The following is a 21,727-nucleotide window of genomic DNA, read 5'->3' on the forward strand; positions in this document are numbered from 1 at the left end:
GATCGTAATGATTAAGCCTTTTTGAACGCCATCCTACAACCTGTTGTTTACCACGGTTATTAACTAAGACGTCGTGCCAGCCGCTGCTTACGCCGATAAGGAAAGACATCTACCACCTGATTTTCACGAATAACCTTTTGAATGCGTTGCCAATAACTGGCTGCAAACAGCTCACCATGCAGGTCAGTGAAACACTTGCGAATGCGTACATCAGCAAAAATAAAAATAGCAAACTCTTCGGGAAAAATGTCGTTAGCACCAACAGAGTACCAAGGCTCTGCCGCCATCTCATCTTCAGGAAAGCGTGGCGGTGGTATCTGGCGAAAATTACACTCCGTTAAATAACAAATTTCATCATAATCATAAAAAACCACACGCCCATGACGGGTTACACCAAAATTTTTCAATAACATATCACCGGGAAAAATATTGGCTGCCGCAAGTTGTTTTATCGCATTACCAAAGTCATCTAAAACAGCCTCTAACTGCTGCTCGGTCGCATCCTTTATATATAAGTTTAAGGGGATCATCCGTCGTTCTGTGTAAAGATGATCAATAATGACTGAATCACCAACAACCCGAACAACTGAAGGTGCTTCCGCCAGTAACTCCGCTAATAATTCTGGATGAAAACGTGCTTTAGGAAAAACAAAGTGCGAAAACTCCTGAGTATCTGCCATGCGACCAACACGGTCATGCATTTTTACTAAATAATATTTCTTTTTAACGGTTTCTTTATTCACTTCCTTTTGTGGTGCAATATTATCTTTAATGACTTTAAAGACTGTTTGGCTTGATGGCAGGGTAAAGGCAATCATCACCATGCCTCTCACCCCTGGCGCAATAACAAACTGATCATCTGTTTTTGTTAAATGCTGAACAAAATCTCTATAAAACTCCGTTTTACCGTGCTTATAAAAACCGATGGAATTATACAGTTCATAGCGTTGCTTCCAAGGTAAAAGGTCTTGTAAAAAAGCGATAAAAGCAGCAGGCACTGGCGCATCAACCATAAAGTAAGAGCGCGTAAAGCTAAAAATGATACTGACCTCATCTGGGTCTGTAATTAATGCATCAACATATATTCCCTCTTGTTCATTATTCATTAGTGCAATGATGAAAGGTTTGGTATTCTCACGAATGCGTATTCTTCCCACGAGATATGCTGCTTTATTACGAAAGAAAACAGAGCGAATAATATCAATTTCCATATCTTTGCTATCAGCAAAAACAAATCCTAGCTGCTGTTGAGCAGTACGAATAATATTGACCACATCTTGACGTCGATCGGCATAAGGGATATTGAAGTTACAATCAACCAAAATCCTATCAACCATTTTCACCAGGCCAAAAGCTGGTCGATAACTCAAAATAATTGAAGCTTCATCTGCTGCTTTAACTTTTGGCTGAGTAGAAAAAACAAATAAATTTTCTGGCTTTATTTCGTAATGCCTAAAAATACGACAAAAAATCGAATTAAAAAATGTCTCAGCTAATTCACCATCAGTTCGGCTACGAATTAACGCTGCATAACAGCGCTTCGCTTCTTTCCAGACACTCAACGAGTCATACCCATGCGCAACTTCTTCTGTCAAACAATCCGTCACTGCCACAACCGCATCATCATAAAGATTAATACGGTCCATAGAAGCTTGTTGAACATCAAGCCAACACGCTTCCTCAAAGCGCTTCTTTGCGCCTAATGTAATATAAGTAAATGTTGATCGATAGTTTGCAAAACCTTCAAGTACTGATGTTGCAATACGTTGTCCCCATTGAGTGGTCATTTTATTCCCTTATATTTTTAGTAATTATTCATTTATGCCTGATTTATAATCTTTTGAAGATTTACTCAATTATACCCTTCACGAATCATTTCTTTGGATTTGCTGTCGTCACTCTTCAAAACATAGTTTTTTAGGTGATTTTAGAATTCTTCTGCCATACTGAAAGAATGTATACCCTTACTTATCTTTTTTTAATCATACAATCAACAACTTTACAAAGAACTCTCCCAACAAAATGCTGCGGAGTAGAGGGTATAAAGTGTAATTAGAGATGTGGAGCAATCAGTATGAAGTTTCGCTCAGTTCAAACGAGTATCCTCGTTTACACTAGCATTTGCTTGATTATTTCTTTATTTGCAGTGGTGGGGTTTGCACTATACACGGCACTGAATACTCAAAAGTATGTCAGTGACACTTCGCAGACTTTAATGTCAAATGAAATTAAAGAAAGCCTGTCATCACTCACTGCTGGCAAAGCTCAACGTATGCAGCGCCGCATGGAAAAAGCCATAACAGCCGCCAGGACGTTTGCACAAAGTTTAGAAGCCTATTATCAAAGTGGCGCTTCCATGCAGATTGCAAATAGCCGAGAGTTAGTAAGCCAAATAACTAAACATTTAATAGAAGCAAATAGTGACTTTCTAGGTGCTTATACCGGCTGGGAAGCAAATGCTTTTGATGGCAATGATGCGATGTATAAAGATGGTGAGTTTATTCACTCAATGCCATCATCAGGTCAATTTGCTATTTATTGGAATCGCAGCCCCTCCGGCAAGGTTGACGGTCGTCCACTGATGAATCTATACGCCACCAAACAAACCGTATCAGGTATACGTGAAAGTGAGTATTACTTGTGCCCCAAAGAAACCCTCAATGAATGTATTATTGATCCCGCGCCTTATGATATCCAAGGGGTAATGACACTACTCTCTTCCTTTGTCACACCGATCGTTGTTAATGGTAAGTTTCTTGGAATCACAGGTATTGACTACTCACTTAATTTCTTACAGGAAATTAGCACCGAAATTAACAGCCAACTTTATGAAGGTAGTGGTAGTGTTGCACTCATTAGTTATCATGGCGTGATGGTTGCCAATACTGGAGATCCATCTTTAGTGGGTAAGCCGGTCGCTGCCTTAAGTGAGTGGAAGCCTGTTATTGATGCTATTAAACAAGGCAGCAGTGTGGTGACTGAAAATGAGGAGCTAATTACCAGTACTGCCATATTCTCGGTAGGTCAGGCTAAAACCCCTTGGGCTCTGGTTATTTCTGTTCCCAAAAGTGTTGCGTTTGCAGATGTGCATGCCATGTCTACACAGGTTACGGAGCAGTTCAACGAAAGCCTGATTGGGCAATTAATTACGGGTTCCCTTATTACAGCTCTCGCATTAATCGTGCTATGGCGTGTAGCCGCATCAATATCGAAACCACTTAAAGAAGTTGTTAGCCTGGTTGATGACCTGGCAGAACGTGATGGTGACCTAACCCGTAGAATTGAAATTAACCGACGCGATGAGGTAGGCAGCCTAGCTAATCGCGTCAATTTATTTATTGAAAAAATCCAGAACATGGTCAAAGACGTAGCACAAACCATTGATCAAGTTGATGACTCTGCTGCGCAAAGCTCGCAAATTGCTCAAGAAACCAGTAATGGTGTACAACGTCAGCGCGCTGAAATAGATCAAGTAGCCACCGCGATCAATGAAATGTCATGCGCAGCCAATGAGGTAGCGAGTAACGCCGCTGCAACTGCCCAATCAGCAGGCGCAGCAAATGAATCTGTTTTAGAAGGGCAGGAAATCGTTAATCGCAGTGCATCTACCATACAGCAACTGTCAGATGAAGTAGAGCACGCCGTCAAGGTAATTGAACAGCTTAAAGAAGATAGTGAAAACATCAGTAGTATATTAGATGTCATTATTTCGATTGCAGAACAGACCAATTTGCTGGCCTTAAATGCCGCAATTGAAGCAGCTCGTGCCGGTGAGCAAGGACGAGGTTTCGCTGTGGTTGCTGATGAAGTTAGAACCCTGGCCAGCCGGACTCAAAACTCAACCGATGAAATCCGTCAAACCATCAATGCCCTTCAAGATCGAACTGAGCAAGCCGTGCAAACCATGAGTCGGGGCAGTGAGATGACACATACCTCTGTTGAGCAGTCTCAACAGGCGGCCAAACGGCTAGAAGAAGTTGTTCATGCCATCAGCCGTATTAATGATATGGCAACCCAAATTGCCAGTGCAGCAGAAGAACAGCATGCTGTCTCTGAAGATATCACTAAAAATATCACGACAATTAGTGATGTGGCAGGAGAAGTAGCAGAAGGCGCTGATAACTCAAGCAAGCAAAGTGAGCAATTAAGTCATCTTTCAGACGAGTTAAGCGGAAAAATAAACCGCTTTAAATTTTAATTTGCTATTGTGATTTTTTTGGATCAAGGTCCATATAATTCACATAGCGTACAACACATGTTAGGTAGCAAGCTACCTAACATGGACACACTAAAACAAGGACAGTTTGCTACATCGCAAGGGTGTAACCAATTAACCTGCCTGCTTTAAATTATGCTGAATGCTGGCATCGCATTAACGCAAAAGACAATACAATCCGTTTAGCCAGAACTTGTCTCTGATATAGTCAGTCGCTCAGACTTCTTCAGCAACACCTTCCAGACGTCCCAGCAAACTCCCTAAACGGTCGCTCCAATTGGCTAATTCTTCCCTTAACGTAGCATTTTCTTCCTCTAGTTTGGCCTTCTGTTCACGCAGCTCTTCCAGCTCCATTTTCTGGATACTCACCGTATCAACCACATGTTGTACTTTTTCTTCTAACTTGGCTAAATGATCATTAGACATAATGCGCTCTTTCTATTTTTATCAACAACTATGACCGCAGATTATAGACACTGAAAAACATAAATTAAATCACGTTTTGACTGTGAAGCACATAAAAACACCTCTCCAAAGTCGTATATCACCCAACAACAAAGCCCATCACTTGCAACCTATGTCATTGGACAACCATAAAGAGCTTAATTTCCCCCAATCAACGACGTAACCCGCAACGTGGTTTATCTGTTAAAGAATACGTAGCCCCTTGCCAAACCGCCATGACATTTTGATGATATTTTTCCATTCACTTATAATCACTGGGTTAATAACTCGCATCTCTTGCATTGTCCACTTACTACTATTGGAGAGAGAAATTTGAGTTGTACGCAGTACCATTACCAAGACCTTATTAACCTGTTTAATCAGTGTTTTGCCAAAACTCATAATACGTATCTTATCAAAGGTGATGATGAACCCATTTATTTACCCGCTGATGAGCGGCGCGCCTATCATGGGATTTATTTTGCCTATGGTTACTTCAGCAGTGCCCTTCATGAGTGTGCCCACTGGTTTATTGCAGGAGAACAGCGCCGCCAACAGATTGATTATGGCTATTGGTACAAACCTGATGGCCGAACCAAAGCGCAACAACAGCTTTTCGAAAAAGTAGAGGTTAAACCTCAAGCTATCGAATGGATTTTATCAGTAGCGGCAGGTTATCCATTTAAAGTGAGTGTTGATAACCTCATCAATAATGAATACATTAATCCCCAGCCTTTTAAGCAGGCTATTTACCAACAAGTCCTGGTATATGCTCAATGTGGACTTCCCGCCAGAGCAGAACGTTTTCGGCAAGCACTCAGTCAATTTTATAATACAGAAAAAACGATTAATTTGACGTTATTTTCAACAGAGCATTGTTAGTTATTTATCCCCTATAAAATAAACAGTGAAGCCCTCTTTATCGGCTGTTTTCCTTTTACTTTGCCAGCGCTAAATACTGGGCTTTCTGTTAAAAAATGATATAATACCGGCTCTACATTTTTACGCGCTTCTTATTGTTATCCTTAGCCGGCCACCACGTCACAACACACCATTTCTGGCAACTTCTCTGCCTCACTATGGCCGCTACCGAGATATATCGCTTCACGCAGTTTATTAAGTAGGAGTTTCATGAGCAAAGGGATACTTCAGGAAGCAAGGCATATTTTGCACTTAGCTTACCCGATTATTATTACCCAACTGGCAGCTTCTGGTATGGGGCTAACCGATACAATCATGGCAGGCCAGCTAGGTGCTTTGGACCTGGCAGCTATTGCCATTGGCGCAGGCGTATGGGTACCACTGTATTTATTCGCTAAAGGCACCTACATGGCGCTGACCCCCACTGTCGCCCACTTATTTGGCGCCAAGCGTAATGATGATATAGGCACCTACGGCCAACAAGGTTTATGGATTGGCCTGGTATGTGGTCTATTACTGGCTGTTTTATTAGCGAATATCAAACCATTATTGCATTGGCTTGACGTTGATCCTGACATCATTCCACTCTCTAGCCAATACTTAACAGCACTCGCTTTTGGTATGCCTGCTTTGAGTTTATTTAATGTATTTACCAGTTACTGTGAGGGTGTAGGAAAAACTAAACCCGGCATGACATTCATGCTAATTGGTTTAATGTTAAATATTCCAGCCAACTATATTTTTATGTACGGTAAATTTGGTTTTCCTGCCATGGGTGCTGTTGGCTGTGGCTGGGCTACCGCAACAGTGGCAGCGACAATGATGGTGCTAATTGCTATCTATACCCACTTAGCTCCATCTCTTAAGCATTTTGGACTGTTTCGCCACTGGTCACTACCAAGGCTTGGAATGATAAAGGAATTACTAGCATTAGGCTTGCCTATGGGGATTTCAATCTTTGCCGAAGCCAGTATCTTTTCTATCGTGAGCTTACTATTAGGCCGACTGGGTGCAGAAATTGTTGCCAGCCACCAGATTGCCATCAATATTTCTTCGATTGCCTTTATGGTGCCATTTAGTATCGCTATGGCTGTGACAATTCGGATTGGCCACTGGCTAGGTGGACAGCAACCTGTTAATGCCAAAAAAGCTGGGCAGCTGGGTATTATGCTGGCCTTAGGTTATGCCGTTTTTTCCGCAAGCTGTATGTTGGCATTCCCTCATTTTCTCGCAGAGGTTTATACCAGTGACTCTACGGTTATTGAGCTTACTGTTGGCTTGTTATGGTATGCCGCGGTGTTCCAGTTTTCTGATGGCTTGCAGGTTGCAGCCAATGGCATTCTGCGCGGTTACAAAGACACCAAAATCCCTATGATGGTCGTCATCATTGCTTATTGGGGTATTGGCTTACCAATAGGTTATCTGTTTGGCTTAACTGACTTTATCACCCCCGCTATGGGTCCGGCAGGCTTTTGGATCGGTTTAGTCAGCGGGCTGACGGCTGCTGCTATCTTACTGCTTGCCCGAGTCGTTTATATTAGCCAACAGCACATAACGTCTGCGGCTCCTGCCGCCGCGGCCAACCAGGTGAGTTAGTGACCGTAAAACAATGGTGTTACCAGTCAATATTGCTTTGCCTGATATTAATAGGCAGCCTGCCATTGGCAGGTTGCCAGAGTGACTCACCTGCAGCAAAACTCGATGACTATTTAGAGCGCTTGGCGCGCAGTCTAGAACAAGCAACACCAACGACTGACATTGATTGGACATTATGGCAATATCCCAGCCGAACAGCACGCTGGGTAGAGCCTGAAGCAATTCGGCTAAATTTTCTTGCCATCCTTTCGATCAAACACTGCCACACTCTCACTCAGCGAATTGCTGAACGAAATAGTGCATTGGGCAAAGTGATGCCCATTACCCAACAAGCTATTTATGAGCGACAATTACTCCCTGAACTTTCCGCCTGTCTCCACCATCCAGAGACCACGTCCGCTGAACTGCAAGAAAATCTCCAGCAATGGATTCACGCTAAACAGGCACAACTACCGTTGACGTATTGGAATGCGCTTTATAGTTCTAGTGAAATGCAGCATCATTTCAGCCTGGCAACCCCTCCTCTGTCTGCCCATCCCCCCAGCCTAACCCCCACGCTGGAGGCTCTTAATTTCCTAATCACTTTTAGCCAGCAACGCGACACGCCTATAAATGACTTAAAAATACTGACATTAACACTCAACCAACATCTGCAAAAACTCCAACAACGCGCCACAGGTGGTGAACTGATACGCGCAAGTATGTTAGCCAATACCATGTTAAAAGCAGCGAATCGGTTAATGGCAAAGGTGGATGCTCAGCAGATATGTCCACAACGCCGCCCTACTCCCCAATCACGCATACTCAGCCAAGTATTACAAAAATATTATTTACAACAGATTCAGCCCTATCTCGCTCAGCTTAATCAGCAACTTGTGCAATGGCAAACAACCCATCAGCATTTACTGAGTACTTTACCCAGCGAGCAAATCCCTCCTGCCATGAAGCAGTTTTTCGCCAAGACCATTGCCGAAAATTCTGGACTCCATGCCATGCTTAAACAGCAAACCACACGACATATTGCGTACTGGAAACAAATTCTCGAGCAATGTGCTATTCCTGTCAGCGCCCTTCAAACAGACCCAATATAACCTTAATGACTATCCAGATTTGCGTTGCTAAAAACCCACTAACTATACTAGTAAGTGAAGTCACTTTTTTGTGGTGCCCGTTTACCTGGCTATAACAACAATAATTAGGCACCACGAACTGAGAGGGGTTAGCTATGAGTAACGTGCACGCTCGTAAGCGCACAGATAATGTCATTGACATGTTCACACGGAAGCCCATCTCACCGGAAGAGTCTAAACGCATTATTCGCCTGTCCCCCGAGCTTGATGGCTTGGAAATGCTGTACAGCAATGATGCAAATCCCAACAAACTGTTTAGTATGAAAATCCTATGCTGGGCCTTACGTACTAACGGTGAAGTGGTAGCTTTAGTGCCTTGGCTAAATGACATTGTTGCTTGCGATGAACTACGGGATCCGTTGAATGGCCACTGGGAAGGCTACTATGATCAGGGTATTGATGAAATCTTTTATCAAGCTCCTATTCACAAAGTCGTCGAGCTGGAAACAGCAGCAGAGTACTACAAGACTGCGTTCCAAAGCCCAGATGATATCGTCCATGAAATTCCTGACAGTATTGGCACCCATGCCATTATCACGACTGACAACTTCGCCTCTTTTTCCTTAGAAGAAGTGATCAGCTGGCAATTACTCAATAACGGAATGGTTTTTGCGATGATTATTGATAAAAATAAAGTTAAATCTACGCCCGTATTAAAAGGAGACCCTTGTTTGTTTCCCGCACAGCAACATGACGGCTTTAAATATTTTTTTCATCATCGCATTGCTAATAAAATTAAAGCTAACGATCCCGATGCCATAGCCGCTTTTTCGTTATTGGTAGACCCTTAATCTTAAATTAAGGGTAATTACACATTAAATATGCTTTCCCTTTTTTATCAACAGTAAAGGGGGGAAAGCTTATTAACTATGCTTAAAAAAACGCTCCATCTATTATTTACTCACCTTCAGAACCCTTACGGATATAGTAAATATACTGGGTGTCATTTTGCTCCTGAGCAATCAGCTCGTGCTGTAAAAAAATACAAAATTTAGGAATATCACGCGTTGTGGATGGGTCCGTAGCCACTACCTGTAGTACTTCTCCTGTCTGTAACTCTCTGATTTTATTGTGAAGCAACATTACAGGCTCTGGACACATTAGGCCACAGGTATCAAGAATATGGTCAGGGTGTGGATTCATAGTGAGTACGTTTTGTCGAGTCAATAAAACACAACTTTAACAAAATCAAGCCATAGACTCTAATCGTCGTTAGTTCGCTTGGTTTGTATACGACGAGTTCAGCCAAATGCGCTGGTGATATTTGACTAATGCAAAGCGACTAGCTGCCCTAAAGCTAGTCGTGGCGTCATTGCCGAGACAATCCGAAAATCATGACCTTGTGGACCTTGAGTGGCTTTGAGCTCAACCACCGAGTCAACATAAGCGGGACTAGGAAAGTAACTTTGTATTTGTATGGGGTAGCGTGGCAGGGGTAAATAGCTCAATGCTGCCGACAGTAACCACACGGCATTGACTGTAGCACGCTGATAACCTAGGCATTTTGCCATCACATTGGATAAATGCGCTGGATGGAAATCACGAACTAACTGTGAAAACGCCTTCGCCTGAGTAGTATGTAAATACCAACGCCCCACATTATAACTGGATTCGACTGATTGTGTGGCCTGGCCCAAAAGCGCTTGCCTTTGCTCAACTACCTCTTTTGGAAAGACTTCTTTACTGCTGCTACTAAATGCCAGCTCACACTCCCAGACCAGCTGTTCCAACTGATAACCCAGTATTCTTACCCAGGGAAACTCACTATCTGAAGCGTAATAGTGAATACTAAAGTCAAAGCTATGCTGTGGGCTTAAGGCTTGGTTAACGCGCACCTGGCAAGACACAATACGTAACCAAACCGCTAACTGACTAGCATGATCACTGAGTAATAACTGCGTATGAAGCGGAAAACTCATCACTAAGGGAAAAAGTGGGGGCAGTTGGTTTTCAAAGTAACCACTCCACTCTGCTGCACGAAAAGCCTCCACCACATCCAAACCACAGCAGGTTAAGTACTCCCTTAACTGAGTGGCTGATACTGGCTGGTTGTACCAGCTCATGCCAATAACCGGTCGGGTAGGCTGCTGCCGACTGTGCCAAAGCTGCAAAGCATAATTCCAGGGGTATATTGAAGTCACGGAAGTGCTTACAGATTTAGTCATCGATCTACCTCTCCCCAATACCAACAACCTACATCACCCAACGGGTATTGGCCTATCTTCAGGATTAGCAGAAGTCATAAAAAATCGCAAAAAAAATCATCATTTTGTCATTTTTATTATTCTATGGCTGTTTTAGTCACTTACATTAACGAAGGCTTGATTAATGATCTTAGAGAAATGTACTGACTATACTGTTCTAAGCAAGCCCAAACTTCTGTATAGCGCAATCTTTGCTGCGTGCTTTTATCTAAAAAAGCAGTCTGAGTAAACCAAAGGGGTTAAATGATGATAAAGGTGATTGTGAGCCGTCAGCTTTCTGAAGGCGTTGAGCCTAACTATGAAATTCTGTTAAAAGAAGCACTTCAAACCGTTGTTATTGCATCTGGGTTTATTTCTGCTGAGTCGCTGGTTGATGTTAATGATGCAAATCATCGGCTACTCATTAGCCACTGGACAGACATCCAATCCTGGCAAAAATGGTTATACAGTGAGGCTCGTAAAAATCTGGTTGGACAAATACGGCCCATGCTTTGTTATGAAGAAGAAGTTAAGATTTATATACACAGTGAACAGCATTTAGGATTAGTGTCCGTAACACCACACCGCTAATGTTCCTTGTGTGGTGTTAAAGACATCATGATGGTCCTAAAGGACAAATTGTTAGCTTGTAAAGTACTAGTCTCGCAAAACCACGACAGTTACTTCTTCCCGGTCATGATAAAGCTGTTTTGTCACTATACGATAGTTAAAACCCGCTTCCTGGCAGGCAGCATGAAGTCGATCAAGTGCCGTGGCGACAGCCTGGTAACGCTGTTTCATTGGTAATTTTAAATTAAAAACCGCATGACGTGTCCACTCGCTGGTTAGCCAGCGAATAATCATATCCGTTACCCGAGCAGGCTTATCGACAATATCACATACCAGCCAATCAACCGGTTTAGACGGCTCAAAAGTAAAGCCATCTGCCCGTAGATGCTCTACCAAACCCGACTCCATCAGTGCTGTATCCATTGGACCATTGTCTACTGCTGTAACGCGTATATGACGACTCACGAGTTGCCAAGTCCAACCACCAGGTGCAGCCCCAAGATCAACCGCTTTCATGCCAGGCTGTAGCAATCGCTCTTCGTCTTCTTTTGAGAGCAAGCTGTGCCAAGCCTCAGCTAACTTTAATGTAGAACGGCTGGGTGCTTGGCTAGGGAACTTCAGCCGTGGAATCCCATTCAACCAACGAGCACCTTTTCCTACCAAGTTGATACCCACATAACACTGCTGACCATTTAAAAAGAACAAGTGCAAACGGGGTAACGCGGGATTTTCTTGCGCTGATAACACTTTTTTAGCTTTTAGTGCTTTACGAAGCGGCACGGTTAACTTCTTACAAAAGCGATGTAACTGCTTTCCTTCGTTGGTATCAGGATATTCCAACCATAACTCTCCGACCTGAGGCCACCCATCGACCGCATCCAGAATTGGGGTTAAGCGATCCGTTGGTGGCAGGTCATCTAAGAAAGGGCCTGCTGCCAACCACTGCCGAGTAAACACTAATGCATTCAAGCTAATTTTGGACTGCAACCAGCACGCATCTTTGCCGTCATCTCCCACACAATGAAATATGACGAACCCTTGCTGTGGTTTTGCCTGAACGTAGCCAGCAACGCCTAGCGAAGCGGTTACAGTTGAAATTTCTGCAGCACAATCTTTTTCAAAGCCAGCTCGGCAATACAACACCAGATGGGTAAAAGGTTCAGGTAAATTTAACTTCATAACACCTTACAATTATGGCTTTAACTTTTTATGGTTTAATGACCAGGGGAGCATCACCCTGTAGGTTTGCTTAAGCCCGCATTATGACAAAATCGCTGATAGCTGTTAACCAATGACGAATAGCTTGTCTTTAATAGCGTTCTACTTCATGACAAAAGTGCGCTACCCAACTAGCAGCTTGTTGCCAATACGCTTCTTTTGAAAAACCACTGCGTTTGCTAGGAACTAAGTCATGATCGGCTTCAGCTAACCAGTGAATCTTTACAGCAGGACTCAAACTGTAGTCTTGTACATGGTGCTTATTGCCCAAGGAATCACGGGTACCCTGCACAATGCACGTTGGAGTTGTAAGTGTCTGTAAATGCTCAATACGAGGTTTATCGCGCTTTCCTGCTGCATAAAATGGGTACCCTAAACAGGCTACACCACAAACATTAGCAGGCAAACTGTCATTAGACGCTAGTAGTGTTGCCATTCTCCCTCCCATTGATTTGCCCCCCAAGATTACTTTTTGCTGAGCGTGCAACCGTTGCACCATATGCTCCCAACACTCAAGAAGCTTCGGCTGCCTATCTGGAGGACGTTTTTTACCAGAGATTCGACGCTGGTCCATATAGGGAAATTCAAAACGCATAACATTTACACCAAGAGCGGCTATCGCCTCAGCAAAATACGCCATAAATGGGCTATCCATAGGTGCGCCTGCACCATGAGCAAAAACAAAACAAGGCGCGTTTTCCTGTTGAGAATAAGTCCAATACGCGGGTATTTCAGAAAACATTATGCACGTCCGATTGTTTAGCAATAGCCTTAGACTTTCATTGCCGTTATTTAAAGCCAAAATTTGGCACACCATTGCAACAGCAACAAAACATTTAGTGGAAATATTTTATTCATATTTCTGCGTTTTAAACTGTCAACAGGCGGTAATTATGGCACAATAGTCACGTCTTGATTTATGTCAATATAATACAGGTCATTCTTACCAAAAAGTGTCGCAATAGCGTCACCATATTGACATAGAATGTACTCAGCGCGTATCCTCGCGCCTCGCCGGGGGAAGTTTGAAATAATTAGCAACAACTAAAACAGTGAACCTAGTCTGACCTATATACTTATTTAGCGAGTCTATTCGCATTGTGACTTATGTTACATCAATAGCCAGAATTAACGCTGTTAAGAAAAGCTTTGTTAGCTAACGTACGTGTCACCTCTAAGAAATAAAACGGTAACCGTACACAATCTGTTGCCCATTAGATTATCAGCCGACCCTCTATACACAAAAACAACGGCTAAACTATTAGCAAAGAACAAGCAACATAATATACCTGATGAGCGCTTTGGTAGAGGTACACAAGCTGAACACATGTTTGTTCAGGTGCCTGCTTTGTAAGTCAACAATTGCCAACTTCTCTTTGAAGTCACACCAACAGCTGACTTCAGCGCATCCTATTGCCTTCACTTCACCAACCTGCCACAACTTCACCGTATTCATTCCGGAAGTCGCAACTTATGGAACCGTAACATGAGCACAGCAACCAACCACACAGAGTACAACTACAAGGTCGTCCGCCAGTTTGCCATTATGACGGTCATTTGGGGGATCGTTGGTATGGCCGTGGGTGTATTCATTGCTGCCGAGCTGGTCTTTCCAGACTTATCAGCAGGGATTCCCTGGTTAAGTTTTGGTCGATTGCGCCCCTTACATACCAATGCCGTCATCTTCGCATTTGGTGGATGCGCCTTGTTCGCGACATCCTATTATGTCGTACAGCGCACTTGTCAAGCGCCTTTGATTTCTAACGCACTAGCTGCCTTTACCTTTTGGGGCTGGCAACTGGTTATTGTCGCCGCCGCCATTACCTTGCCACTGGGCATTACCACTTCTAAAGAGTACGCGGAGCTGGAATGGCCCATCGATATCCTTATTACCGTGGTCTGGGTCTGCTATGCAATTGTCTTTTTTGGCACCATCATGAAGCGCCGAACCAAACATATTTATGTTGCTAACTGGTTTTATGGTGCATTCATTGTCACGATTGCCCTGCTCCATATTGTGAATAATATGGAAATTCCTGTGACCCTGTGGAAATCATACTCTGTCTATGCTGGTGCCCAAGATGCCATGATTCAATGGTGGTATGGCCACAACGCGGTAGGCTTTTTCCTGACTGCAGGCTTCCTGGGCATGATGTATTACTTTGTGCCTAAGCAAGCAGGTCGCCCTGTTTACTCTTATCGCCTATCTATTGTTCACTTCTGGGCATTGATCGCTATTTACATCTGGGCTGGCCCTCACCACTTACACTACACTGCCCTGCCTGACTGGGCACAAACCCTGGGCATGATCATGTCACTTATCCTGCTAGCACCCTCTTGGGGCGGCATGATTAACGGCATGATGACACTCTCTGGCGCATGGCATAAGCTGCAGACTGATCCTATTCTTCGCTTTTTAGTGGTCTCGCTTTCCTTCTACGGCATGTCAACGTTCGAAGGTCCGATGATGTCCATAAAGACGGTTAACGCACTATCCCACTACACCGACTGGACCATTGGGCACGTGCACTCAGGCGCGCTAGGCTGGGTTGCCATGATTTCAATTGGTGCTGTGTATCACCTTATCCCACGTCTATTTGGTAAGGAAAAAATGTACAGCACAGACCTTATTAATGTTCACTTCTGGTTAGCTACGATTGGCACCGTATTGTACATCGCCTCAATGTGGGTTAACGGTATTATGCAAGGCCTCATGTGGCGTGCTGTGCATAAAGACGGCACATTGATGTATAGCTTCGTTGAGTCTGTTGAGGCCAGTGAATTTGGTTACATTGTCAGAACAATAGGTGGACTCTTCTTCCTGGCTGGCATGTTCTTTATGGCTTACAACACCTGGCGCACCGTGAGTGAGTCTGATCCAGAACAAGTTCGTGCTGCAGCACAAATGGCTTAAGGGAGCAGTACACCAATGAAAAACCATGACATTGTTGAAAAAAATGTTGGCCTGATGGTGATTTTAATCATAGTTGCCATTAGCTTTGGTGGCCTGGTTGAGATCGTTCCACTGTTCTTTGATAAGGCTTTGACAGAAAACAAAATGGCCTATGAGCAAAAGCTCACTGATGGTAAACAAGAGGTCGTTCAGCTCGCCGTCAAGCCTTATTCAGCATTGCAGCTTGAAGGTCGTGATATTTATATTCGTGAAGGCTGCGTAGGCTGTCATTCACAAATGATTCGTCCATTCCGTGCCGAAACAGAGCGTTATGGGCATTACTCACTAGGGGCTGAAAGTGTTTATGACCATCCATTCTTATGGGGCTCTAAGCGCACAGGGCCTGACTTGGCTCGGGTCGGTGGCCGCTACTCTGATGAATGGCACCGGGCTCATTTAATCAACCCTAGGGATGTTGTTCCTGAGTCCGTTATGCCTGCTTATCCTTTCCTCGCGGAGAACGTGCTAGATGGCAAACACACTGCTGCTAAAATGGAAGCGCTGCGTAAAGTGGGGGTTCCCTATGCTGATGATGAAATCAGCTCAGCGGCGGCTAACGTTGCAGGAAAAACAGAGCTTGATGCCCTGGTAGCCTATCTTCAGGTCCTGGGCACTTATGTACCAAGGGGCATACGTGGTGTAAAACCCGCTTCAGCACTCCCTACTGAAGAGGTAGCTGAGTAATGATAGATATCAATACACTACGCGGTTTGGCAACCGTATTTGCCATGATCGCTTTTTTAGCGGTGTGCTTTTGGGCTTATAGCAGTAAGCGAAAAAAACAATTTGATGAAGCCGCCAATTTACCCTTTGCGGATGAATTAGCTAGCCCAAATTCTGCCAACCAGGAGCTAAAACATCATGAGTAATTTCTGGACTGGGTGGGTTTTTGTGCTCACCCTGACTTGCCTAGGACTAATTGTTTGGTTGTTGTTTGCTACGCGCCGCAGACAGCGCCCCACCCTCACTGAACAAACGATGGGACACAGCTTTGATGGGATTGAAGAGTATGACAATCCTCTACCTCAGTGGTGGTTTTATTTATTTGTAGCCACTATTGTGTTTGGTGCTGCCTATCTGGTGCTTTACCCAGGCATTCTTCCTGGCAAGTTCAATGGTATCCTTGGTTTGGTCGCCAAAGAGCAATATCCTGAAGGCTGGTCGTCAACCATGCAGTATAAAAATGAAGTCAAACGTATTGACGAGCAGTATGGCCCTATATTTGACCAGTACACCAGCACACCTATCCCAGAGCTCGCTCAAAATGAAGCTGCTGTCACTATTGGAAGACGTATCTTTGCCAACAACTGTGCGATTTGTCATGGCTCTGCGGCGCAAGGTCGTTTCGGCTTCCCCAACTTAAGTGATAATGACTGGTTGTTTGGCAGTGACGCAGATGCCATTAAAAAATCTTTGCTTGAAGGTCGGCGTGGGCAAATGCCTGCCTGGGGCCAGTTTATGTCTAATCAGGAAGTGACGAATGTTTCACTTTACGTACGCGCCCTAAGCGGAATCGACACTAAAGCAAGTGAGGATCAGCTAGCTAAAGGTAAAGAAAGTTATATAGGTAAGTGCGCTGCATGTCATGGTGTTGAGGGTCGTGGCAGCTACCTAAATGCCAACATCAGCAATGATATTGGCGCCCCCAATTTGACAGATGACATTTGGTTGTATGGTAGTGCCCAGCATCAAGTTGAGTACACCATTCGCAATGGCCGAAATGGAGCCATGCCTGCATGGAAAGATGTACTGGGTGAAAACCGAGTGCACCTAGTAGCCACTTACGTTTACAGCTTGGGCCAAAAAGCTAAAGAAGCTGAAAGTACTACACCCACACAAGCTAAGTAAGAAAGCCTCCTCCTCAGCTGTCTGTTCAATTTCTAAGATTGTCAGACAGCTTGGCCAAATCATAGTGTCTGGTCCAAACCATCCTATATCACGTTGTTTCTTAGCAGGCTCAAGGATATGTCGCAAGATAATGTAAAAGACCGTGAAGCACCTGAAATGATCGAGGTGGTTGATCTTTATCAGAAAAAAGACAAGATCTACCCACGTGCGTTCAAAGGTGTTTTTCGAAATTATCGCATCATCGGTGGCACGCTATTATTCCTCCTTTACTTTGGTGCGGCCTGGCTAAGCTGGGGAGATCGACAAGCCATTCTGTTTGACTTGCCAGAACGGAAATTTCATATTCTTGGAATGACCTTTTGGCCACAGGATTTTATGCTGCTGTCGTGGCTGCTTATTATTTGTGCCTTTGGCCTGTTTTTCATCACAGTGTGGGCTGGTCGGGTTTGGTGTGGATATGCTTGTCCACAAAGTGTTTTTACCTGGGTATTTATGTGGGTTGAGCGAGTCACTGAAGGTGATCGCAATAGGCGCATAAAACTTGATAAAGCGCCCTTTACCAGCCAGAAATTTTTGAAAAAGTCTGCCAAGCATATCCTTTGGCTTCTTATTGCCTTAGCGACAGGCTTTACCTTTGTTGGCTACTTTTCACCCATTCGTGAATTGATCCCTGCTTTTTTTTATGGCGAAGCCAGTGGCTGGGCTTATTTCTGGATTGCCTTTTTTACCCTGGCAACCTACGGCAATGCAGGCTGGATGCGCGAGCAAGTCTGTATCTATATGTGCCCCTACGCTCGCTTCCAAAGCGTCATGTTCGACAGCAATACGTTGATCGTTTCCTACAGCCCACAGCGAGGTGAAAAAAGAGGTCCGCGTAAAAAAGGTGCTGATTACCAACAAAAAGGTTTAGGTGACTGTATCGACTGCCAGATGTGCGTACAAGTCTGTCCTACAGGCATTGATATTCGTGATGGCCTACAGTACGAGTGTATTGGTTGTGCAGCCTGTATTGATGCTTGCGATAACATTATGGAGCGCATGGATTACCCCAAAGGACTCATTAGCTATACCACCCAAAATACGTTAGCAGGAGAAAAATCAACCCTATTTCGTCCCAGATTAATTGGCTATTTAGTTGCCTTGCTTGTCATAATTGGCATGTTTAGTTATACCGTTACTGACCGTATACCGGTTGGACTTGAAGTCATCCGCGACCGAAGCACTTTATACAACACTACCTCAGATGGTTATATTGAAAATCTATACACTGTCAAAGTGGCCAATATGGACAATCAATCCCATCAATTTGTGTTAAATATTGAGGGTTTAAATAGTCCAGTTATTGAACCCAAACAAAACATGCTTATTGAAAGTGGTTTAGTTGCAGAGCTCACTATCCGCGTCAAAGTTAAAGCTGATGCGATAGAGCGACCCAACAGTTCATTTGTTTTTTCTGTTCAGGCAAAGGATGATGAAACAGTCAGAACTACGCAAGAAAGTCGCTTTATCGCTCCCAATTCGCAGTAAAGAGTAACCCCATGGCACAAAATCAATCGCTCTCTCCTGAAGATAAAAAGCATAGCCGTTTTTGGCTAGGCTTTTTATTGGCTATTCCTCTGCTGGCCATCGTTTTGGGTAGCTCCTATATTGTTATTGCCGTTAAACATGCGGACTCGCTGGTAGTCGATGACTACTACAAAGAAGGCCTGGCCATCGAAAAAGAGCTTGAACGAGATCGCCATGCCCAAGCGCTGGGACTCACCGCAACAGTGAGCTTGGATAACAGCCGGAAACGGGTAAGCGTCACTTTATCCCCTGCCAAGACCAATGCACCACGAGCTTTAACCTTAAGCTTCATTTCTCCAACTTTACCGGATGAAGATATTACGCTTCCCGTACAGCTCAACCCGGATAATGAGTATGAAGGCTTTTTACCGCATGAGGTAAAAGGTAAGCGCTATATTCATTTGGAAACGCCTAAAGCACTAGATATACAGGAGCAACGAGAAGGCTGGCGTTTAATTGGTAGCAGTTATATTGATACCCCCTCGATCACTGTTGCGCTTCAGCCTGCCACTATGAAAACGGCAAGCGATTAAGTTATCAGGTGTAGTATGGCGGACCCAATACCATCTCAATTAGCATGCTTCCACTGTGGTACACCTATTTCTGGAACACCACCCTACTCAGCTGAAATTGATGGCGAAAAACAACCGATGTGTTGTCCTGGCTGCCAGTTTGTTGCAGAGGCTATAGCGGGTGAAGGACTTGCTCATTATTACCAATATCGTACACAGCAAGCGCTAAAACCAGATCAAAAAAAGTCCCTAGTCAACGATTACACTGTCTATGATCGTCAAGCGCTTCAAACACAGCTCGTTAAGCAGCTGGCTGACGGTCAATACCATGTGAGTCTAAGCATAGAAGGAATCACTTGTGCTGCATGCATCTGGCTATTGGAAAAACACTTAAGTCAACTGCAAGGGGTTGTACAGGCTTCGGTTAACCTAACGACACATCGTGCCTTTATCCAATACCAGCCAGAACAGCTGAAATTAAGCGAAATCATGCAGCATATCGCTTATATTGGCTACCTACCACACCCTTTTTCTATGGATAAGCAGCAACAGCTTGCCCAGCAGGAATACCGTAAATCTATTCGCCGTTTAGCTATTGCGGGAATCGGTACAATGCAGGTCATGATGTATGCTATTGCACTTTATGCTGGTGCTTTGCAAGGAATGGAAGACAGCTACCGTGATTTTATTCGTTGGGTTAGCTTTCTATTAGCAACACCTGTCGTATTTTACGCTGCACAACCCTTTTTTAAAGCTGCCTGGCGAGATGTCAAAGCACGTCACTTAAGCATGGATTTCCCTGTAGCGACAGCTATTGGTGCAGCCTATACAGCCAGTACCTGGGCTATGCTCACAGGTACTGGTGAAGTGTATTTTGACTCTGTTTGTATGTTCACTTTCTTTTTATTAGTCAGTCGTTTTCTGGAAATGCGTGCACGGCATCATACAACACAGCATGGCTCAGGACTCTTAAAGCTTTTACCAGACAAAGCGACACGTGTTGATAGTGGTCAGGAACAGACCATAGCAGCAATAGAGGTTGAAAAAGGTTACACCTTGCGTATTAAGCCTGGCGAGCCGATCCCTGCAGATGGTGTTATCACCCAGGGAAGAACCACTTGTAATGAAGTCATGCTGACCGGCGAGTACTTGCCAGTTACAAAGCAAGTAAATGATACCGTGTTAGCAGGTACTCTCAATGTCGAGCACGCCATTGATATTCAAGTAACAGCAACCGGACAAACAACTCGACTGGCTCATATAGTTTCTTTACTGGAGCAAGCTCAACAGCAAAAACCACTGATTGCACAACTCGCTGACCGAGTGGCTAGCCATTTTGTGAGCGCAGTGATACTTATCGCGATAGGCGTGTACAGCTACTGGTCACAGCATACTCCTGATGATGCCTTTTGGATTACACTCGCGGTCCTGGTGGTTACCTGCCCTTGTGCACTTTCACTCGCCACCCCAACTGCACTCACTGCAGCTACCGGAAAGCTCTACCAGCAAGGGATATTAATTACTGGCAGCCGCGTCTTAGAGTCACTGACTCATGTGAACCATATTGTTTTTGATAAGACAGGTACGCTTACCGAAGGCAGGCTTACTCTGGAGCAAGTTATTCCCACAAGTAAGACATTGTCGGCAGACGCAATCCTGGATTATGTTGCTGCGCTTGAGGCCCACTCTGAACACCCAATCGCTAAAACGTTTGCAGAACGAACAACTCCGATTCGTGCACAAAATGTCACAAATCATCCAGGGTATGGTATTGAAGGCAGTATCGCTTACCCTCTAACAAATATGCATAGTAAGCGCATCGAATCACAAGCAGAACAGCGATACCGGGTTGGTAAACCTGCATTCATTTGCTCATGGCTAAACATTCCCTTACTTGAGCCTCCAGAACCAACAGGACAATGGCTTCTCTTTGCCAGTAGAAAAGAAGTGTTAGGCTGGATAAAGCTGGCAGATACCCTCCGGCCAGATAGCGCCCACACCATTAGTGGTTTACATCAGCAAAACATGCAACTTAGCTTGCTTAGTGGCGATCAATCACTTGTCGTTAAGCGTGTTGCAGAATCCCTGTCAATATCATCCTGGCAAGCTAATATGACGCCAGAAGATAAGCTTGCCCAACTAAAAACTCTGCAAAAACAGGGTGAAAATGTATTAATGGTCGGCGATGGAATCAACGACGTCCCCGTTCTTGCAGCTGCAAACGTATCAGCGTCATTGGGGTGTGGTAGTGATTTAGCCAAAAATACCTCTGATATTGTCCTGCTAAACAACCAGTTAAGCAGTCTCCTCACGGTATTTGATACTGCCAAACAAACCCGTAATACTATTCGAGCCAATTTAATCTGGGCACTGAGTTATAATATTGTCGCTTTACCTTTAGCCGCTTGTGGTATTATCCAGCCCTGGATGGCCGCCATTGGTATGGCAAGCAGCTCACTGCTTGTTGTCGCAAATGCTTTACGTTTGACGCGAACAACCAGCTCTCTGAACGTCAGCACTGCTCAAGCTCAACCATCTCAAATACCACCTTTGGAGACTGTCCCCTGATA

19 protein-coding genes are annotated in these 21,727 nt (G+C 44.2%); 13 read left to right on the forward strand and 6 right to left on the reverse strand.

Annotated elements, in window-relative coordinates; translation table 11 throughout:
• Positions 1-59 precede the first annotated feature (59 nt).
• Positions 60-1,787 carry a bifunctional isocitrate dehydrogenase kinase/phosphatase gene (aceK, locus tag F607_RS0102075; RefSeq protein ID WP_027706712.1) on the reverse strand — a complete coding sequence of 576 codons (1,728 nt, stop codon included), beginning with the start codon at positions 1,785-1,787 and terminating at the stop codon, positions 60-62.
• A 287-nt stretch (positions 1,788-2,074) separates the two neighbouring features.
• Between aceK and F607_RS0102080 the strand changes: the two genes are divergently transcribed.
• Positions 2,075-4,198: a methyl-accepting chemotaxis protein gene (locus F607_RS0102080; protein WP_027706713.1), complete on the forward strand. Its 2,124-nt coding sequence runs from the start codon at positions 2,075-2,077 to the stop codon at positions 4,196-4,198.
• A gap of 234 nt (positions 4,199-4,432) precedes the next feature.
• Here F607_RS0102080 and F607_RS0102085 read toward each other — a convergent pair whose 3' ends face one another.
• The gene (locus F607_RS0102085) at positions 4,433-4,642 is read right to left on the reverse strand and encodes a cell division protein ZapB (RefSeq protein WP_027706714.1); all 210 of its coding nucleotides are present in this window, start codon (positions 4,640-4,642) and stop codon (positions 4,433-4,435) included.
• Positions 4,643-4,993: 351 nt separating this feature from the next.
• Here F607_RS0102085 and F607_RS0102090 point away from each other — a divergent pair, with 351 nt between their 5' ends.
• From F607_RS0102090 to F607_RS0102105, 4 genes are all read left to right on the forward strand, one after another.
• Positions 4,994-5,542: an elongation factor P hydroxylase gene (locus tag F607_RS0102090; protein ID WP_027706715.1), complete on the forward strand. Its 549-nt coding sequence runs from the start codon at positions 4,994-4,996 to the stop codon at positions 5,540-5,542.
• Between the two features lie 249 nt (positions 5,543-5,791).
• Entirely contained in the window at positions 5,792-7,177 is a 1,386-nt protein-coding gene (locus F607_RS27780; protein ID WP_038289654.1) for an MATE family efflux transporter, read from the forward strand.
• Positions 7,177-8,268 carry a DUF3080 family protein gene (locus tag F607_RS0102100; protein WP_027706716.1) on the forward strand — a complete coding sequence of 364 codons (1,092 nt, stop codon included), beginning with the start codon at positions 7,177-7,179 and terminating at the stop codon, positions 8,266-8,268. Before F607_RS27780 ends, F607_RS0102100 begins: the two co-directional genes overlap by 1 nt.
• Positions 8,269-8,402: 134 nt before the next feature.
• A complete protein-coding gene (locus F607_RS0102105; protein ID WP_027706717.1) occupies positions 8,403-9,098 on the forward strand; it encodes a hypothetical protein in 696 nt (231 codons plus the stop codon).
• 106 nt (positions 9,099-9,204) lie between these two features.
• Here F607_RS0102105 and tusA read toward each other — a convergent pair whose 3' ends face one another.
• Positions 9,205-9,450, reverse strand: a complete 246-nt coding sequence (gene tusA, locus F607_RS0102110; RefSeq protein WP_027706718.1) for a sulfurtransferase TusA — start codon at positions 9,448-9,450, stop codon at positions 9,205-9,207.
• A gap of 125 nt (positions 9,451-9,575) precedes the next feature.
• Positions 9,576-10,472, reverse strand: a complete 897-nt coding sequence (locus tag F607_RS0102115) for a hypothetical protein (RefSeq protein WP_027706719.1) — start codon at positions 10,470-10,472, stop codon at positions 9,576-9,578.
• Between the two features lie 282 nt (positions 10,473-10,754).
• Between F607_RS0102115 and F607_RS27785 the strand changes: the two genes are divergently transcribed.
• On the forward strand, positions 10,755-11,081 hold the full coding sequence (locus F607_RS27785) for an antibiotic biosynthesis monooxygenase family protein (RefSeq protein WP_084611068.1): 327 nt from the start codon (positions 10,755-10,757) through the stop codon (positions 11,079-11,081).
• 66 nt (positions 11,082-11,147) lie between these two features.
• Here F607_RS27785 and rlmM read toward each other — a convergent pair whose 3' ends face one another.
• Entirely contained in the window at positions 11,148-12,239 is a 1,092-nt protein-coding gene (rlmM, locus tag F607_RS0102125) for a 23S rRNA (cytidine(2498)-2'-O)-methyltransferase RlmM (RefSeq protein ID WP_027706720.1), read from the reverse strand.
• Positions 12,240-12,369: 130 nt separating this feature from the next.
• Entirely contained in the window at positions 12,370-13,020 is a 651-nt protein-coding gene (locus F607_RS27790) for an alpha/beta family hydrolase (RefSeq protein ID WP_051310732.1), read from the reverse strand.
• A gap of 744 nt (positions 13,021-13,764) precedes the next feature.
• Here F607_RS27790 and ccoN point away from each other — a divergent pair.
• From ccoN to F607_RS27800, 7 genes are all read left to right on the forward strand, one after another.
• The gene (gene ccoN / locus F607_RS0102140; RefSeq protein WP_027706722.1) at positions 13,765-15,192 is read left to right on the forward strand and encodes a cytochrome-c oxidase, cbb3-type subunit I; all 1,428 of its coding nucleotides are present in this window, start codon (positions 13,765-13,767) and stop codon (positions 15,190-15,192) included.
• A 15-nt stretch (positions 15,193-15,207) separates the two neighbouring features.
• Positions 15,208-15,915 (forward strand): cytochrome-c oxidase, cbb3-type subunit II, encoded by a 708-nt coding sequence (gene ccoO / locus F607_RS27795; protein ID WP_051310734.1) that lies wholly within the window; start codon positions 15,208-15,210, stop codon positions 15,913-15,915.
• Complete coding sequence (locus F607_RS0102150) at positions 15,915-16,100, forward strand: cbb3-type cytochrome oxidase subunit 3 (RefSeq protein ID WP_233468168.1); 186 nt, start codon at positions 15,915-15,917, stop codon at positions 16,098-16,100. The genes ccoO and F607_RS0102150 overlap by 1 nt, the downstream gene beginning before the upstream one ends.
• Positions 16,093-17,079, forward strand: a complete 987-nt coding sequence (gene ccoP, locus F607_RS0102155; RefSeq protein WP_027706724.1) for a cytochrome-c oxidase, cbb3-type subunit III — start codon at positions 16,093-16,095, stop codon at positions 17,077-17,079. Before F607_RS0102150 ends, ccoP begins: the two co-directional genes overlap by 8 nt.
• A 117-nt stretch (positions 17,080-17,196) precedes the next feature.
• On the forward strand, positions 17,197-18,606 hold the full coding sequence (ccoG, locus tag F607_RS0102160) for a cytochrome c oxidase accessory protein CcoG (protein WP_027706725.1): 1,410 nt from the start codon (positions 17,197-17,199) through the stop codon (positions 18,604-18,606).
• Between the two features lie 11 nt (positions 18,607-18,617).
• Positions 18,618-19,178 carry a FixH family protein gene (locus F607_RS0102165; RefSeq protein WP_027706726.1) on the forward strand — a complete coding sequence of 187 codons (561 nt, stop codon included), beginning with the start codon at positions 18,618-18,620 and terminating at the stop codon, positions 19,176-19,178.
• Between the two features lie 15 nt (positions 19,179-19,193).
• Positions 19,194-21,725, forward strand: coding sequence for a heavy metal translocating P-type ATPase (locus tag F607_RS27800; protein WP_051310736.1), 2,532 nt, complete (start codon positions 19,194-19,196; stop codon positions 21,723-21,725).
• Positions 21,726-21,727 lie beyond the last annotated feature (2 nt).

The sequence above is a fragment of the Zooshikella ganghwensis DSM 15267 genome (genome assembly GCF_000428585.1).
Taxonomy (GTDB): domain Bacteria; phylum Pseudomonadota; class Gammaproteobacteria; order Pseudomonadales; family Zooshikellaceae; genus Zooshikella; species Zooshikella ganghwensis.

Excerpts from the sequence above, each read along its gene's own strand:
- ccoN (WP_027706722.1), top strand. The coding sequence starts at position 13,765 with ATGAGCACAGCAACCAACCACACAGAGTACAACTACAAGGTCGTCCGC.
- tusA (WP_027706718.1), bottom strand. The coding sequence starts at position 9,450 with ATGAATCCACACCCTGACCATATTCTTGATACCTGTGGCCTAATGTGT.
- ccoG (WP_027706725.1), top strand. The coding sequence starts at position 17,197 with ATGTCGCAAGATAATGTAAAAGACCGTGAAGCACCTGAAATGATCGAG.
- F607_RS27800 (WP_051310736.1), top strand. The coding sequence starts at position 19,194 with ATGGCGGACCCAATACCATCTCAATTAGCATGCTTCCACTGTGGTACA.
- F607_RS0102150 (WP_233468168.1), top strand. The coding sequence starts at position 15,915 with ATGATAGATATCAATACACTACGCGGTTTGGCAACCGTATTTGCCATG.
- F607_RS27790 (WP_051310732.1), bottom strand. The coding sequence starts at position 13,020 with ATGTTTTCTGAAATACCCGCGTATTGGACTTATTCTCAACAGGAAAAC.
- F607_RS27785 (WP_084611068.1), top strand. The coding sequence starts at position 10,755 with ATGATGATAAAGGTGATTGTGAGCCGTCAGCTTTCTGAAGGCGTTGAG.
- ccoP (WP_027706724.1), top strand. The coding sequence starts at position 16,093 with ATGAGTAATTTCTGGACTGGGTGGGTTTTTGTGCTCACCCTGACTTGC.
- F607_RS0102085 (WP_027706714.1), bottom strand. The coding sequence starts at position 4,642 with ATGTCTAATGATCATTTAGCCAAGTTAGAAGAAAAAGTACAACATGTG.
- F607_RS27780 (WP_038289654.1), top strand. The coding sequence starts at position 5,792 with ATGAGCAAAGGGATACTTCAGGAAGCAAGGCATATTTTGCACTTAGCT.
- F607_RS0102105 (WP_027706717.1), top strand. The coding sequence starts at position 8,403 with ATGAGTAACGTGCACGCTCGTAAGCGCACAGATAATGTCATTGACATG.
- F607_RS0102165 (WP_027706726.1), top strand. The coding sequence starts at position 18,618 with ATGGCACAAAATCAATCGCTCTCTCCTGAAGATAAAAAGCATAGCCGT.
- aceK (WP_027706712.1), bottom strand. The coding sequence starts at position 1,787 with ATGACCACTCAATGGGGACAACGTATTGCAACATCAGTACTTGAAGGT.
- ccoO (WP_051310734.1), top strand. The coding sequence starts at position 15,208 with ATGAAAAACCATGACATTGTTGAAAAAAATGTTGGCCTGATGGTGATT.
- rlmM (WP_027706720.1), bottom strand. The coding sequence starts at position 12,239 with ATGAAGTTAAATTTACCTGAACCTTTTACCCATCTGGTGTTGTATTGC.
- F607_RS0102115 (WP_027706719.1), bottom strand. The coding sequence starts at position 10,472 with ATGACTAAATCTGTAAGCACTTCCGTGACTTCAATATACCCCTGGAAT.
- F607_RS0102080 (WP_027706713.1), top strand. The coding sequence starts at position 2,075 with ATGAAGTTTCGCTCAGTTCAAACGAGTATCCTCGTTTACACTAGCATT.